This is a genomic window from Pseudomonas sp. RA_35y_Pfl2_P32, from assembly GCF_963970735.1.
Classification (GTDB): Bacteria; Pseudomonadota; Gammaproteobacteria; order Pseudomonadales; family Pseudomonadaceae; genus Aquipseudomonas.
The window spans coordinates 24,849-39,786 of the sequence record NZ_CAXAQF010000023.1 but is presented as its reverse complement, the minus strand read 5'-3'; the positions used below and the strand labels follow the sequence as shown (position 1 = coordinate 39,786).

The following is a 14,938-nucleotide window of genomic DNA, read 5'->3' as shown; positions in this document are numbered from 1 at the left end:
AAATCCCTCTCTAAATTCCGATTCAGTAGTGTGGTATTTCCTTAATGAAAGTGTTGAAAGGCCAGGACATTCTGGCACTTGGTTTTATGACGTTTGCCCTGTTCGTCGGGGCTGGCAACATTATCTTCCCGCCTATCGTCGGTTTGCAGTCCGGGCCTCATGTCTGGATGGCGGCGCTGGGCTTCTTGATCACGGCAGTGGGTTTGCCAGTGATCACCGTTGTCGCGCTGGCCAAGGTCGGGGGGGCGATGGACGCCCTGAGCAGTCCGATCGGCAAGATCGCCGGTGGCATCCTGGCGGCTGCCTGCTACCTCGCCGTGGGGCCACTGTTCGCCACGCCGCGTACCGCCACCGTGTCCTTCGAAGTGGGTCTCGCGCCCCTGACCGGCGAAAGCCCGCTGGCGCTGTTCCTCTACAGTTCGGTGTACTTCCTGCTGGTGTTCTTCATCTCTCTGTACCCGGGTCGTCTGCTGGACACCGTGGGCCGTTTCCTCGCCCCCCTGAAGATCATTGCCCTGGCAGTGCTCGGGATCGCCGCGTTCGCTTTGCCGGCCGGGGATATCGGGCACGGTACGCCGGAGTACGTGGCGGCGCCGTTCTCCCAGGGCTTCATCAATGGTTACCTGACCATGGATACCCTGGGCGCCCTGGTGTTCGGCATCGTCATCGTCAACGCTATTCGTTCCCGTGGCGTCGAGTCGCCGGCGTTGATCACCCGCTACGCGATCATTGCCGGCCTGATTGCCGGTGTGGGCCTGGCGCTGGTGTATGTCAGCCTGTTCCGTCTCGGCTCCGGCAGCCATGAAGTGGCAATGGGCGCGACCAACGGCGCGGCGGTCCTGCATGCCTACGTGCAACACACCTTCGGCTCCCTGGGCAGCGGTTTCCTGGCGGTGCTGATCTCCCTGGCCTGCCTGGTGACGGCCGTCGGCCTGACCTGTGCCTGTGCCGAGTACTTCAGCCGTGTGCTGCCACTGTCCTACAAGACCCTGGTGGTGATCCTGGCGGTGTTCTCCCTGGTGGTGTCCAACCTGGGCCTGACCAAGCTGATTGCGTTCTCGATCCCGGTGCTGACTGCGATCTACCCGCCGTGCATCGTGCTGGTGGCCCTGAGCTTCTGCAAAGACTTCTGGTTGGAGCAGGGCCGTATCGTCGGTCCGGTGATGCTGGTGTCGTTCCTGTTCGGCCTGATCGACGCGCTCAAGGGCGCTGGCCTGGCTGACTGGATGCCGACCCAACTGACCCACTTGCCGCTGGCCGAGCAAGGCCTGGCGTGGCTGGTGCCGTGCGTCTTCACCCTGGTGGTGGCGGTGGCCTGCGACCGCCTGCTGGGCAAGCGCAGCGAAGCCCTGGCGTAAACGACGCCGCCCGTCACAAGTGGGCTGGCGCGAAAAACCGAAATGCCCCGTATCCACTGATACGGGGCATTTTTTATGGGCGCCTGGCCGTGCCTTTTTCCCTGAGCTAACGTCGAACATCTAACTTGCAGGCGCATGACTTGCCCGCGATGACAATCTCCAGGACGCCATCGCGGGCAAGCCATGCGCCTACGGGTTTAATCAACGCCTCCAAGGAATTACATGTCGTTTATCCATGCCAATCTGATCCATCTGCTGGCCGCGCTCTGGTTTGTCATCTGCTGGGGCGGCTATACCCGTTATGCCAGTTGGAAGGGGCGCGACACGGCGTGCCTGGCCAGCGTCCTGCACCTGTACCGAGAGGATTGGATGCGCCGGATGCTGCTACGCGACAACCGCATTGCCGACGCCAGCGTGATTGGCAACCTGGAGCGCAACGCGTCGTTCTTTGCCTCCAGCACCCTGATTATTCTCGCCGGTATTCTCACGGTGCTCGGCGCGTCCGAGCGTGCGGTGTCGCTGCTGGCTGACATTCCAATGGTGCAGCAGGCCTCCCAGGGCATGTCGGAGATCAAGTTGTTGTGCCTGGCGCTGGTATTTGTCTATGCCTTCTTCACCTTCAGTTGGTGCATGCGCCAGTACAACTTCGCCGCGATCCTGGTGGGGTCGGCACCCATGGTCGGTGAGCGCCATGTCTCCGAGCAGGAGCGCAAGGCATTTGCCGCGCGGGCGGCGCGGGTGATTTCGATGGCGGCCAACCAATTCAACTTCGGCCTGCGTTCTTATTACTTCGGCATGACCATGCTGGCCTGGTTTGTCAGCCCCTGGTTGTTCATGTCGATGAGTGCCGGGGTGGTATTTGTGTTGTATCGCCGGGAGTTTCATTCCGACGTTCTAGAGGTAATGGTCTATACCCCTACTGAGGCGCCATTGCCTGAAGCCAATAAAGAGGTGAGCTGATGAGTATTGCGTTCTGGTGCGTATTGATCAGCGCCTTGCTGATTTTTGTCGCGCGTGTGCCCGTGACCAAGGCCATGAAAGAGCAGGGCGGCTACAACAATCACCTGCCGCGCCAGCAACAGGCGCAGTTGAGCGGATTGGGTGCCAGGGCCGTGGCGGCCCACCAGAACAGTTTCGAGGCGTTCATCCTGTTTGCGGTGGGGGTGTTGATGGCCCATACCACGCAGACGGCGGGATGGTTGATCGACGGGTTGGCCATTGTCTTCGTGGTTGCGCGGGTGATCTATTTGCTGTGCTATTGGGCGGACCTGGCCTGGCAGCGCAGCCTGGTGTGGTGCATCGGCCTGGTCTGTTCATTACTGCTGATGCTCAGCCCGACATTCCGCAGCGTGCTGCTCTAATACGTTTATAACGCGCACAATAAAGCCCGCACTTGGCGGGCTTTATTGTGCAGCGCTAAAACCATTAATTGGTTTTTGGAGCGGCTTCTTCGGCAGCGGCTTTGTTCGATTCAGCCTGAGCTTTGGCAGCTTCGGCGTTTTCTTTCGCAGCGTCGTTCACTTTATCCTGAGCTTTGTTCATGTCCTGCTGAGCTTGCTCGGCATGTTGGGCAGCATCTTGAGCTTTGTCCTCGGATTTTTTATCGCAGGCAGCGAGACCGAGGGAAGCGGTCAACATCAAGGCAATAGCTAAAGTCTTACGCATGGGGTGTTTCTCCTTATGGAAAATATCTACTTGGCCTTTCGAGCATAGCCTGAGGGGTTAAGTTCCATGTTTCTCACCGATATATAAGTTTATTCTTGCGGGAACTTTTCCTTGCGCCCATAACCGCTAAGCAACAACACTAATCAGAGCCTATAGCGAATGTCGGATAACCCCATTTTTGAGCGTGCGATGCGCTTTTTATCGGCGCTGCGCCATTGCCAGGTCCTCGGTTTGCATGTGCACAGTGCCAGCCAGGACGGCGTGACCATCACCTTGCCCTACCGCCCACAGATCGTCGGTAATCCGCAGACCGGGGTGATTCACGGCGGCGCCATCACCTCCCTGATGGACACCGCCTGCGGCATGGCCACCCTGTGCGTGCTGCCGGAGTTCGAAGTGTGTCCGACCCTGGACCTGCGCATCGACTACATGCACCCGGCCGAACCCCATAAGGATGTGTACGGCTTTGCCCAGTGCTACCGGGTGACCACCGATGTGATCTTTACCCGCGGTTTTGCCTATCAGGATGATCCGCAGCAGCCCATCGCCCATGTGGTCGGGACCTTCATGCGCATGGGCAAAGGGATCAAGGGCACCAAGGGCTTCGGTGGTTCGATCGGGGGGCAACCATGAACGATAACTTCAAGACCCAATTGCAGCAGGCCCATGAGCGTGGCGACTATGCCTCGCTGCTGCACCTGATCCCGTACGCCAAGTTGATTGGTATTGAATGCTCGCGCCTGGGCGATGAGTTGCTGTTTCGCCTGCCGGCGAACAAGGACAACATCGGCAACCCGTTATTGCCGGCGATCCACGGCGGGGTGATTGCAGGGTTCATGGAGCTGGCGGCAGCCCTGCACCTGATGGTGTTTACCGGCTCGCCGGGGGTGCCGAAAATCATCGATTTTTCCCTCGATTACCTGCGTGCCGGGCAGTTTCGCGATACCTACGCCAAATGCCAGGTGTGCCGACAGGGCCGGCGCGTCGCCAACGTGGCGATAACCGCCTGGCAGAGCACCGAAGCCGAACCGATTGCCACGGCGCGGGCGCATTTCAAAATCTGGGAAACACCCAGCCCTTGAAATCCTCGGTGGCGCCCCCAACTTGAATGACATCCCGCCGCCACCCTTCAGGGCGCGGCCACTGCCATCCAATCGGAGTTTGATGACCATGAGCGTGGAAACTCAAAAGGAAACCCTGGGCTTCCAGACCGAGGTAAAGCAACTGCTGCACCTGATGATCCATTCGCTGTATTCCAACAAGGAAATTTTCCTTCGCGAACTCATCTCCAACGCCTCTGACGCTGTCGACAAATTACGTTTCGAAGCCCTGTCCAAGCCTGAGTTGCTGGAAGGCGGCGCGGAACTGAAAATCCGTGTGAGCTTCGACAAAGACGCCAAAACCGTCACCCTCGAAGACAACGGCATCGGTATGAGCCGCGAAGATGCGATCACGCATCTGGGCACCATCGCCAAGTCCGGCACCGCCGATTTCATGAAGCACCTGACGGGCGACCAGAAGAAAGATTCGCACCTGATCGGCCAATTCGGCGTGGGTTTCTATTCCGCGTTCATCGTTGCCGACCAGGTTGAAGTGTTCAGCCGCCGTGCCGGCCTCGCCGCGAGCGAAGGTGTGCACTGGTCGTCCAAGGGCGAAGGCGATTTCGAAGTCGCGACCGTTGAGAAAGCCGAGCGCGGTACCCGCATCGTCCTGCACCTCAAATCCGGTGAAGACGAGTTCGCCGATGGCTGGCGCCTGCGCAACATCATCAAGAAGTACTCCGACCACATCGCACTGCCGATCGAGCTGCCGAAAGAAGTCACGGCGGCCGAAGGTGAAGAGACGCCTGCCGTTGAATGGGAAACCGTCAACCGTGCCAGCGCCCTGTGGACGCGTCCGCGTACCGAGATTGCGGATTTGGAATACCAGGAGTTCTACAAACACATCGCCCACGATTTCGAAAATCCGCTGAGCTGGAGCCACAACAAGGTCGAAGGCAAGCTGGAATACAGCTCGTTGCTGTACGTGCCGGCCCGTGCTCCGTTCGACCTGTACCAGCGTGAAGCGCCTAAGGGCCTGAAGCTGTATGTGCAGCGGGTGTTCGTCATGGACCAGGCAGAGTCGTTCCTGCCGCTGTACCTGCGTTTTATCAAGGGTGTGGTCGACTCCAACGACCTGTCGCTGAACGTGTCGCGGGAAATCCTGCAGAAAGACCCGGTCATCGATTCGATGAAGTCGGCGCTGACCAAGCGCGTACTGGACATGCTGGAAAAACTGGCGAAGAACGACCCTGAGCAATACAAAGGCTTCTGGAAGAACTTCGGCCAGGTGATGAAAGAAGGCCCAGCCGAAGATTTCGCCAACAAAGAGAAGATCGCTGGCCTGCTGCGCTTTGCCTCTACCCAAGGTGAAGAAGGCGAGCAAGTGGTTTCCCTGGCCGAGTACCTGGCACGCGCCAAGGAAGGTCAGGACAAGATCTACTACCTGACCGGCGAAACCTACGCGCAAGTCAAGAACAGCCCGCACCTGGAAGTCTTCCGCAAGAAAGGCATCGAAGTGCTGCTGCTGACCGACCGCATCGACGAGTGGTTGATGAGCTACCTCAGCGATTTCGACGGCAAGAGCTTTGTCGACGTGGCGCGGGGTGACCTGGACCTGGGCAACCTGGACTCGGCAGAAGACAAGCAAGCGGCTGAAGAAATCGCCAAGTCCAAGGAAGGCCTGGTTGAGCGTCTGAAAACCGCGCTGGGCGACGCTGTTGCCGAAGTACGGGTTTCCCACCGCCTGACCGATTCGCCGGCGATCCTGGCCATCGGTGAGCAGGACCTGGGTCTGCAAATGCGCCAGATCCTTGAAGCCAGTGGGCAGAAGGTTCCGGATTCCAAGCCGATCTTCGAATTCAACCCGGCTCACCCGCTGATCGAGAAACTCGACGCGGAGCAGAGCGACGAGCGTTTTGGCGATCTGTCGCACATCCTGTTCGATCAGGCGGCCCTGGCGGCCGGCGACAGTCTCAAGGATCCGGCCGCTTATGTGCGCCGGCTGAACAAGCTGCTGGTTGAGCTGTCGGTGTAAACAGGTTGTAGAAAAACCCGCTTCGGCGGGTTTTTTCATTCTGGTGTTTGTTGACGGGAGTGAGTCATGAGTCAAATCACTGTGCGTTCCGTGGTCTATCAGATTGATGGTCAGCCATATGAAAGTCGCCTGGCGTTCGATGCCGCTCACTCAGGTCCGCGTCCAGGCCTGTTGATGGCACCGAACTGGATGGGCGTCGGGGCTGGCGCCGAGGAGATTGCCAAGGCGGTTGCGGCCAAGGGCTATGTGGTGTTGATTGCCGACCTCTATGGTCAGGCGGTTCGGCCGCAGAACAACGATCAGGCGGGTGCGGCGATGATGCCGCTGAAGAATGACCGAGCGTTGCTGCGCGAGCGCATGCAGGTGGCGTTCCAGCAGTTGCAGGGCCAGGCTGAGGCAGCGGTCGATACATCGAAGCTGGCGACGTTTGGCTTCTGCTTCGGCGGTTGCTGTGCGCTGGAGTTTGCCCGTACGGGGGCGCCAGTGAAGGCGGCGGTGTCGTTCCACGGTACCCTGGATACGCCGGATGCCAGTGATGCGAACAACATCAAGGGCTCGGTGTTGGTGTTGCACGGGGCGTCTGATCCGTTGGTGCCCAAGGAGCAGTTACCGGCTTTCGAGGCTGAGATGAATGCGGCGGGTGTCGATTGGCAGTTGTTGAGTTATGGCGGGGCCGTTCACTCGTTCACCGATCCTCATGCCAATGTGCCGGGCATGATGATGTATGACGCCAAGGTGGCGGGGCGGGCGTTCAGGTCGATGCATGATTTGTTGGATGAGGTGTTTGCGCGGTAGGGGGGCATATCCCAATCCCCCTGTAGCAGATACCGAGCCCGCGAGGCTGCGTTCGAGGACAACGTCTTTGCAGTGCAGCCCCATGCAGAAAAGTCTCGACTGGCCTCAGCTTTTGCCTTTGGGTAACTCAATTCTCTCGCTTTCCCCCGGAACACTTGGCCAGTCGCCTTCTGCCCAGCGCCGGCGTGCTTCTTCGATGGCTGTCGGGTCGCTGGCGACGAAGTTCCAGTTGATCCGGCGCGGGCCGTCCAGGGGGGCGCCGCCGAAGAGGATGGCGTGGCAGTCGCTGTCGGCGTACAGGCTCATTGCTTCGTCGCTCGGCAGGACAACCAGTGCGTGGGCTTCGAGAGGTTCGTCGTTGAGCTGGGCGTCGCCGCTGAGGATGTAGAGCGCGCGTTCTGCGTGCTCGGTGGGGATCAGCAGGGTGGTGGCGGTTTGCAGATGCAGTTCCGCGTACAGGGTCGGGGAGAGCACAGGGACCGGGGATTCCAGGCAAAAGCCGGTGCCGGCGATCATGCGGATTTGTACGCCCAGGTTATCGCTGACCGGCAGGCTGGCGGCCGGGTGGTGGCTGTAGTGGCCTGGGCCTTGTTCGTGCTCCTTGGGCGAGGCCAGCCAGATTTGCAGGCCGTGCATCGCAAAGTCTTTGTCCCACAGTTCGGCAGGGGTGCGTTCGACGTGGGCTATGGCGCTGCCGGCGGTCATCCAACTGACGTCGCCGGCCTTGACGAGCTGCTCCGACCCCAGGCTGTCTTTGTGCAGGAGTTCGCCTTCGAACAGGTAGGTGAGGGTCGACAGGCCGATGTGCGGGTGTTGGCGGATGTTCATGCCGTGGCCGGCGGGGTAGCGGGTGTGGAGCATGTGGTCGAAAAATACGAAAGGCCCGACGCTGCGGCATTTGGCCGAGGGCAGCGGGCGCAGGATCGGCTGGCCTTCGACCTCTTCAGGGCGCGGGCGGATCACGAGCGGAGCGTTCATGGGGCATTCCAGGCTGTACGAAAGATGCCGTTGAGCATAACCCGCACAGCCGGCACTTGCCGCTATTGGCTGAAGGCGCCTTCGGACAGGTGGGTTTCGATGCTCACTTCGCTGCTGGTCATCAGCTTGTGGATCGGGCAGCGATCGGCCACCCGGTGCAGTTCGTCACGCTGGGCGTCGGTGAGTACGCCCTTGAGGGTCAGCTTGACGTGCAGGGCGTATTTGCCTTTTTGCTCTTCGCTGTTGTCATGCTTGACCTCGACCGTGACGCCGGTCAGTGGGATGTTTCTTTTCTGCGCGTACAGCTTCAGGGTCAGTGCCTTGCACGCCCCGAGAGCGGCGTCGAAGTAGTCGTGGGGCTCAGGCGCGGAGCCTTTACCGCCTGCGGACACCGGGACATCGGAAAACAGTTCATGCTCATCGATCTGCACGCTGTGGCGAAAACCTTCACTGGACTCGGTATTGACGGTAATGGTCATGGTTAACCTCTCGGGCAGTGGGAGACGACGGAAAAACACCTTGCAGTTATAGAGCATCCACGCAATCGGGCGTTCCACTTTCTTTATGGCTGAACCCTTGGGCGCGCTGCGGGGTCTACCCTGTTCATCTGTTGGGGGAGTGCGCTTGTGTCTTTGAAACCCTGGAAGGCGGCCTGGTTGCTGGTGTTGCTCTGCGGGCTGGCGGACGCCCGTGAGTACGCCTACAGCGATGCCCATCTGCACTATGTGGATTTTTTCCAGGAAACCGCCGGCATGCCGAAGCTGCTCAAGGCGATGGCGGACAATCGCATCGAGCATGTGATGATTTCCGGCGTTCCGGTGGCGAAGAAGTGGCATGAAGACGAACCCAAGCGCCCGCGCTATTACGCCGGGGATGATGCCGATGCCTACTGGTACAGTGCCACTGACGTGATTGTCGCCGCCGCGGTGAACGCGCTGACCCCCGAACAGCGCCAGCACTTTCATCCGTTCCTTTCAGGCTTCAATCCCAACGACAAGAACTCGGCAGCGCATATCCAGCGCATGCTCGACCTCAATCCCGGCCTGTGGCAGGGCATAGGCGAGGTGTTTACCCGGCATGACGACCTGACCGCACTGACCTCCGGCGACACGCCGCGGGCCAATAACGAGGCCATGACGCAGATTTATCACCTGGCGGCGGAGCACGACTTGCCGGTGCTGGTGCATTCCAATATCACCTCCAAACGCGAGAGAAATCCGCTGTACCTGGCCGAAATCGAAGAACCGCTGCGCAATCATCCCCATACCCGGTTTATCTGGGCGCACGCCGGCACCAGCCTGGAGATCCATCGGCACCAGACGCAGCTGGATTTCCTGCTGCCGACCCTGACGCGTCTGCTCGAAGCCTACCCCAATCTGTTTATCGACCTGTCCTGGAGCGTGCTCACGCCCTATCTGCTGGATGAGGCGGGGCAGCCTCGCCCGGAGTGGGTAAGCCTGGTGACGCGCTTCCCGGAGCGTTTCATGCTGGGTTCCGACGTGGTCGGACGTTTCAAGACCCTGGGCAAGCAACTGCACGGCTTTACCCCCTTTCTCGATGCCTTGCCGCCCGAGGTTGCGCGCCGGGTGGCGCGGGACAACTTCCTGGCGGTCCTGCCGCGCGCGGTGATGCAAGGGGTACGCTGAGTGGCGGTTTGTCATCAGCCTGTCACCCGGGTGTCATACCCTCGCGCCCATCTCAATCAAGGAGCGCGAAATGTCCTTCACTCGTTTAACTGCATTGGCGACGCTGATGCTGCTCAGTGGGCTGGTCCGTGCCGAGGTCAGCGTGCAAGGTCCAGTGGAATATGGTGTGTTCGAAGGGGCCAAGGCCGATCTGCAATCGGGGGAGCGGGTGTTGCGGCGCAGCAACGAGTCGATCCGCCAGACCGAAACGGTGCCGGCCAAGCTGGGCACCAAGTTCGGTATCCGCTATCAGTTGGCCGGCAAGGCCGCCGAGGGGCAGCCCTTGACGTTGCTGTATTTCACTCCGGGCATTCGCACCCCCGACGGTGTGCGTCACGATAAGCTGGAAGTGGTCCAGAAGCTGCTGCCTGGTGCCCCGCAGGATGTGATGGCCTATGAGTTCACCGAAAGCCACGAAGTGGTGCCGGGCGAGTGGCGTTTCATGGTGTTCCAGGGCGATCGCCTGCTGACTCAGCAACGCTTCACCGTGCGCTAGATAGAAACGGCAGACAAAAAAACGCCCCGAACCAGTCGGGGCGTTTTTTTGTGCGGCGGTGCGGCGGGGTATTACTTACCCTGCCAGCGCTGCAGGACCAGGGTGGCGTTGGTGCCGCCGAAGCCGAAGCTGTTGCTCATCACGGTGTTGAAGGCTACGTCTTCACGAGTCTTGGTCAGGATCGGCATGTCAGCCACTTCCGGGTCCAGCTCGTCGATGTTGGCCGAACCGGCCATGAAGTTGCCTTCCATCATCAGCATGCAGTAGATCGCTTCGTGAACGCCGGCGGCGCCCAGGGAGTGACCCGACAGGCTCTTGGTGGAGCTGATGGCCGGTGCCTTGGCGCCGAACACTTCACGCACGCCTTTCATCTCCATGACGTCGCCGACCGGAGTCGAGGTGCCGTGGGTGTTCAGGTAGTCGATCGGTGCATCAACGGTGGACATCGCCATCTGCATGCAGCGGATAGCGCCTTCGCCGCTTGGTGCGACCATGTCGTAGCCGTCGGAGGTCGCGCCGTAGCCGACGATTTCCGCGTAGATCTTCGCGCCACGAGCCAGGGCGTGTTCCAACTCTTCAACCACCACCATGCCGCCACCGCCAGCGATGACAAAACCGTCACGGTCGGCGTCGTAGGCGCGGGAGGCTTTTTCCGGGGTGTCGTTACGCTTGCTGGACAGTGCGCCCATGGCGTCGAACAGGAACGATTGGCTCCAATGCTCTTCTTCACCGCCGCCGGCGAACACGATGTCCTGCTTGCCCATCTGGATCTGTTCCATGGCGGTACCGATGCAGTGAGCACTGGTGGCGCAGGCAGAAGCGATGGAGTAGTTCAGGCCCTTGATCTTGAATGGAGTGGCCAGGCACGCGGAAACGGTGCTGCTCATGGTCCGCGTCACGCGGTATGGGCCGACGCGCTTGACGCCTTTCTCGCGCAGGATGTCCAGCGCTTCCATCTGGTTCAGGGTCGATGCGCCACCGGAGCCGGCGATCAGGCCGGTACGCGGGTTGGACACCTGCTCTTCGGTCAGGCCGGAGTCAGCGATGGCGTCTTTCATGGCCAGGTAGGCGTAAGCCGCCGCGTGGCCGACGAAGCGATAAATCTTGCGATCGATCAGTTCTTCGAGGGGAAGGTCAATGGAGCCGGAAACCTGGCTACGCAGACCCATTTCGGCATATTCCGGGTTGAACCGGATGCCAGGGCGGCTTGCACGCAGGTTAGCGGAGACGGTCTCTTTGTCATTGCCCAGGCACGAAACGATGCCCAGACCAGTGATAACGACGCGGCGCATGCGGATAACCCTTAGAAGTTGTCAGTGGAGGTGAAAACGCCGACCCGAAGGCCTTCGGCGGTGTAGATCTCGCGGCCGTCAACGCTGACCGAACCATCGGCGATGGCCAGGTTCAGTTTGCCTTTGAGTACACGCTTGATCTGAATGTTGTAGGTGACTTTCTTGGCGGTCGGCAGGACCTGGCCAAAGAACTTCACTTCGCCCGAACCCAGGGCGCGGCCGCGGCCTGGCAAGCCTTGCCAGCCGAGGAAGAAGCCGACCAGTTGCCACATGGCGTCGAGGCCCAGGCAGCCCGGCATCACCGGATCACCCTCGAAGTGGCAGGCGAAGAACCACAGGTCCGGAGTGATATCCAGCTCTGCGACCAATTCACCTTTGCCGTACTTGCCACCCTCTTCGCTGATATGGGTGATGCGATCCACCATCAACATGTTCGGGGCGGGCAGTTGCGCGTTACCTGGGCCGAACAGCTCACCGCGACTGCAGCGCAGCAGGTCTTCCCGAGTAAAGGCGTTTTGTTTGGTCATGCGAGCTCCTCAATAGTCCCATGCGGCAGGTGGGGCAAATCTTCCCGGCCGATCAAAGCATTCATGCCTTGAACCGGCAGCCTACTCATAGACTATTGCGTTGTGGTGAAAGTCACAGGACAAGGGACATGAATGTACACTTGTGCACTGAAATTATTATTCAAGCCCAAAATCGAGCCTGTCGAGGTGACTAAGACTGCCGCACTTTCGGTTTTCGCGCCAGTCGCAGATGCTTGATTAGGCGCTACTACTGCAGCCAACGCTGGAGAATTTGCTGCAGATCAGTGCGTTTGAAAGGCTTGGCCAGGTAATCGTTCATTCCCGCTGCCAGACAGGCCTCGCGGTCCCCCTGCAAGGCATTGGCCGTCAGGGCGATGATCGGCACTTCGCTGCAGCCGGGCAGTTGACGGATCTGCCGCGTGGCTTCGTAGCCGTCGATGATCGGCAGTCGGCAATCCATCAGGATCGCCTCGAAAATCAGGCTCTCGGCGCTGCGTACCGCCTGCGCGCCGTCGTTGGCGACGCTGACGGTAAAGCCCAGGCTGCGCAGCATGGCCTCGATCACGGTCTGGTTGACGGGGTTGTCCTCCACCAGCAACACATTGCGCCCCTCGCCATTGCCTCCCGGCGCACGCGCAGTCGGAACCGGTGCGGGCAAGGTCTGGCGGGACAGGGCCAGCGGCATCTCCAGGGTAAACACCGAGCCTTGGCCTTCCACGCTTTGCGCGCGCAGGGTGCCGCCCATGCGCTCGGCGAGGGTGCGGGCGATCGGCAGTCCCAGGCCGGTGCCGCCATAGCGCCGGGAAATCGAACTGTCGGCCTGCTGGAACGCGTTGAACATCTGCTCCAGATTGTCCGGCGAGATGCCGATGCCGCTGTCGCGCACCGTGCAGGTGAACCACAGCAGTTCGTGGTCCAGCGACTGCCACTGCGCCTGGATGGCCACCTGACCGTGCTCGGTGAATTTCAGGGCGTTGCCGATCAGGTTGACCAGGATCTGCCGGATGCGCGTCGGGTCGCCCTGGACGTGCAGGGCCGGCATGCCATCGGCCAATTGCAGTTGCAGGTTCAAGCCGCGTTGCTGCGCACTGTGGGTGAACGCCTGGGCACAACTGTTGATCAGTTCGGCGAGGTTGAACGGGATATGCTCCAGTTCCAGGGGGGCACGTTCGATGCGCGAGAAATCGAGTATGTCGTTGATCACCTTGAGCAAGTGCTCGGTGGACTCCGACGCCAGTGCCGCGTACTCGACTTGCTCGTCGGTCATCTGGGTGGTTTCCAGAAGCTGCAACATGCCCAGCACGCCGTTCATGGGGGTGCGCAGTTCGTGGCTCATCATCGCCAGGAAGTCGGACTTGGCGCTGTTGGCCTTTTCCGCTTCTTCGCGGGTCTGGATCAGTTGTGCCATGGCCTGCTGCTGTTCACGGCTGGCCTGCTTCAGACCACCGGCCAGGTTGTTGATATGCCGTGACAGGCTGCCCAACTCGGCATCGTCGACAATCGGCAGCGGGGTGCTGTAGTCGCCTTGCTGGATGGCCTTCACCGCGTTGCCCATGGCGCTGATCGGCTCCGACAGGCTGGCCGCCAGGCGCCGGGCCAGCAGGAAGGTAAAAAGCAGGGCGAACAGCGCCAGGATGCCCGCCTTGAGGACTATCTCCTGCTGGCGCTGACTGAAGGCATCGTTGGACATGCCGACAATCACCCGCCCCAGGTAGTCTTCAGTGATGCCACTGGGCGGGGGCACGGCCTGGAGGAAGTCGTCGTTGAGCTGGATGCGTTGCAGGCGCACCGGTGCCTGGAACACCTCGACCTGCTGTGGCTCCCCGCGGGAAAGCGACGGTTGCTCGACGTACATCAGGACGTTGTTGGCACTGTCCTGGACTTGCAGGAAACGCACGTGAGGCGTGGCCAGCGTGGCCTTCATCAGGCTCTCGAGCACCTCCTTGTTGCCGGAAATCACCCCGTATTCAGTGGCCGGGGCCAGTTGATTGGCCACCAGTTGGCCGGTGTTATTGAGTTCCTGACGCAAGTCCTGGATGCGCACGAAGGTAAAAAAGCTGATCAGCAGCAAGGTCAGCAGCAGGGCCGGGCCGAGGCTGATGGCCTGGGTGCGGGTGTTGATCCCCCAGTGGCGGCGGAAGGTCATGGCCAGGTGTCTCCTTCGGCCAGTTGGATGGCCACTGCCACGGGGTCGATCTGTTCGAGGCCCAGGGAACGCGCCACTTGCGGGTTGGTAGCGACCTTGAAACGCGTCGGGTAGAGGCTGCGGGGCCAACTGGCCGGCGGGCGGTCGAGCAGTTCGTCGAGGATCGCCAGCCAGTCACTCTGGTCGCTGTAGCTGCTGGCCAGGCTGCCCGCCTTGACGAACCCGGCATTAGGGCCGATCAGCGCCCGTTGCTGGGCATAGCTGCTGAGTAACAGGTTCTTCGCGGTTTTCGGGTTGTACAGGTCCGGGTCGTCGAGACCCAGCAAGACATCGCTGTTTTTCAGTAGCGCTTGCAGAGGCCGGCTGTCAGTGGTGTTGTCCCAGCGCTCGGCGATGACTTCCATGCCCAGGCGATGGGCGGCGCCGTGCAGTTCCTTGAGCAGGAACTCGCTGTCCTTGCCGAACAACACACCAATGCGCCTGGCTTGCGGCAGGAGGCTGCGGGTCAGGCGCAACTGGCGGCTGAGCGGTGGATCACGCCACAGCAGGCTCAGGTGCAGCGGGCGGGTGTCGCCCACCCGCTGATTGGCTTGCAGGCGGCTGATCCGCAGCACCAGGGTGGGAGGGCCCTGGTGGTCTTGCAGGCGCCAGTCGAGGCTGGCCAGGTCCAGCAGGATCAGGCGGGTCGCACAGGGGATGCGGGAGGGCGCTGGTAATTCGCTCAACGGCAGGAAGCGTACGTTGTCTTTGGGACGCTGCTGGGCCAGGGCCTGGGTAAAGGCCTGCACCCCGGGGCTGTCCTCGACCCCCGTCAAGAGGACATCGGCCGCCCGCACGGGCAGGGTGGCCAGGCAGCCGAGCAGCAGCAACCCCAGGCAATAACGCAGGTTGCTCAGCAGGCTGGTCGACATCCGCGCAAGG

16 protein-coding genes are annotated in these 14,938 nt (G+C 60.8%); 9 read left to right on the top strand and 7 right to left on the bottom strand.

The window, feature by feature from the left end:
- The first annotated feature begins 44 nt into the window (after nt 1-44).
- The 3 genes from brnQ to AACY45_RS21940 all read left to right on the top strand — a co-directional run bounded on the left by brnQ (nt 45) and on the right by AACY45_RS21940 (nt 2,719).
- Nucleotides 45-1,358 carry a branched-chain amino acid transport system II carrier protein gene (gene brnQ / locus AACY45_RS21950; RefSeq protein ID WP_339547356.1) on the top strand — a complete coding sequence of 438 codons (1,314 nt, stop codon included), beginning with the start codon at nt 45-47 and terminating at the stop codon, nt 1,356-1,358.
- Between the two features lie 222 nt (nt 1,359-1,580).
- On the top strand, nt 1,581-2,318 hold the full coding sequence (locus tag AACY45_RS21945; RefSeq protein ID WP_095167541.1) for a DUF599 domain-containing protein: 738 nt from the start codon (nt 1,581-1,583) through the stop codon (nt 2,316-2,318).
- The gene (locus AACY45_RS21940) at nt 2,318-2,719 is read left to right on the top strand and encodes an MAPEG family protein (RefSeq protein WP_339547355.1); all 402 of its coding nucleotides are present in this window, start codon (nt 2,318-2,320) and stop codon (nt 2,717-2,719) included. The genes AACY45_RS21945 and AACY45_RS21940 overlap by 1 nt, the downstream gene beginning before the upstream one ends.
- Nucleotides 2,720-2,783: 64 nt before the next feature.
- Here the strand turns inward: AACY45_RS21940 and AACY45_RS21935 are convergent, their stop codons facing one another.
- Nucleotides 2,784-3,023, bottom strand: a complete 240-nt coding sequence (locus AACY45_RS21935) for a hypothetical protein (protein WP_339547354.1) — start codon at nt 3,021-3,023, stop codon at nt 2,784-2,786.
- A 159-nt stretch (nt 3,024-3,182) separates the two neighbouring features.
- Here AACY45_RS21935 and AACY45_RS21930 point away from each other — a divergent pair, with 159 nt between their 5' ends.
- From AACY45_RS21930 to AACY45_RS21915, 4 genes are all read left to right on the top strand, one after another.
- On the top strand, nt 3,183-3,656 hold the full coding sequence (locus tag AACY45_RS21930) for a PaaI family thioesterase (protein WP_339547353.1): 474 nt from the start codon (nt 3,183-3,185) through the stop codon (nt 3,654-3,656).
- Nucleotides 3,653-4,105: a PaaI family thioesterase gene (locus tag AACY45_RS21925; protein WP_339547352.1), complete on the top strand. Its 453-nt coding sequence runs from the start codon at nt 3,653-3,655 to the stop codon at nt 4,103-4,105. Before AACY45_RS21930 ends, AACY45_RS21925 begins: the two co-directional genes overlap by 4 nt.
- Before the next feature lie 88 nt (nt 4,106-4,193).
- The gene (htpG, locus tag AACY45_RS21920) at nt 4,194-6,098 is read left to right on the top strand and encodes a molecular chaperone HtpG (protein WP_339547351.1); all 1,905 of its coding nucleotides are present in this window, start codon (nt 4,194-4,196) and stop codon (nt 6,096-6,098) included.
- 66 nt (nt 6,099-6,164) lie between these two features.
- Entirely contained in the window at nt 6,165-6,893 is a 729-nt protein-coding gene (locus tag AACY45_RS21915; protein ID WP_339547350.1) for a dienelactone hydrolase family protein, read from the top strand.
- Nucleotides 6,894-6,998: 105 nt separating this feature from the next.
- Here the strand turns inward: AACY45_RS21915 and AACY45_RS21910 are convergent, their stop codons facing one another.
- Together AACY45_RS21910 and AACY45_RS21905 are read right to left on the bottom strand one after the other, a co-directional pair.
- Nucleotides 6,999-7,871 (bottom strand): pirin family protein, encoded by an 873-nt coding sequence (locus AACY45_RS21910; RefSeq protein ID WP_339547349.1) that lies wholly within the window; start codon nt 7,869-7,871, stop codon nt 6,999-7,001.
- Between the two features lie 62 nt (nt 7,872-7,933).
- Entirely contained in the window at nt 7,934-8,350 is a 417-nt protein-coding gene (locus AACY45_RS21905; RefSeq protein ID WP_339547348.1) for an OsmC family protein, read from the bottom strand.
- Nucleotides 8,351-8,497: 147 nt separating this feature from the next.
- Here AACY45_RS21905 and AACY45_RS21900 point away from each other — a divergent pair, with 147 nt between their 5' ends.
- Together AACY45_RS21900 and AACY45_RS21895 are read left to right on the top strand one after the other, a co-directional pair.
- A complete protein-coding gene (locus AACY45_RS21900; RefSeq protein WP_339547347.1) occupies nt 8,498-9,517 on the top strand; it encodes an amidohydrolase family protein in 1,020 nt (339 codons plus the stop codon).
- A 70-nt stretch (nt 9,518-9,587) separates the two neighbouring features.
- The gene (locus tag AACY45_RS21895) at nt 9,588-10,052 is read left to right on the top strand and encodes a DUF3859 domain-containing protein (RefSeq protein ID WP_339547346.1); all 465 of its coding nucleotides are present in this window, start codon (nt 9,588-9,590) and stop codon (nt 10,050-10,052) included.
- Between the two features lie 71 nt (nt 10,053-10,123).
- On the opposite strand, the gene fabB is transcribed toward AACY45_RS21895, so the two are convergent.
- The 4 genes from fabB to AACY45_RS21875 all read right to left on the bottom strand — a co-directional run bounded on the left by fabB (nt 10,124) and on the right by AACY45_RS21875 (nt 14,928).
- Complete coding sequence (gene fabB / locus AACY45_RS21890) at nt 10,124-11,344, bottom strand: beta-ketoacyl-ACP synthase I (RefSeq protein ID WP_339547345.1); 1,221 nt, start codon at nt 11,342-11,344, stop codon at nt 10,124-10,126.
- Nucleotides 11,345-11,355: 11 nt separating this feature from the next.
- Nucleotides 11,356-11,871 carry a 3-hydroxyacyl-[acyl-carrier-protein] dehydratase FabA gene (fabA, locus tag AACY45_RS21885; protein WP_010211704.1) on the bottom strand — a complete coding sequence of 172 codons (516 nt, stop codon included), beginning with the start codon at nt 11,869-11,871 and terminating at the stop codon, nt 11,356-11,358.
- Nucleotides 11,872-12,118: 247 nt separating this feature from the next.
- On the bottom strand, nt 12,119-14,017 hold the full coding sequence (locus tag AACY45_RS21880; RefSeq protein ID WP_339547344.1) for an ATP-binding protein: 1,899 nt from the start codon (nt 14,015-14,017) through the stop codon (nt 12,119-12,121).
- On the bottom strand, nt 14,014-14,928 hold the full coding sequence (locus tag AACY45_RS21875; protein WP_339547343.1) for an ABC transporter substrate-binding protein: 915 nt from the start codon (nt 14,926-14,928) through the stop codon (nt 14,014-14,016). The genes AACY45_RS21880 and AACY45_RS21875 overlap by 4 nt, the downstream gene beginning before the upstream one ends.
- Between the last annotated feature and the right edge of the window lie 10 nt (nt 14,929-14,938).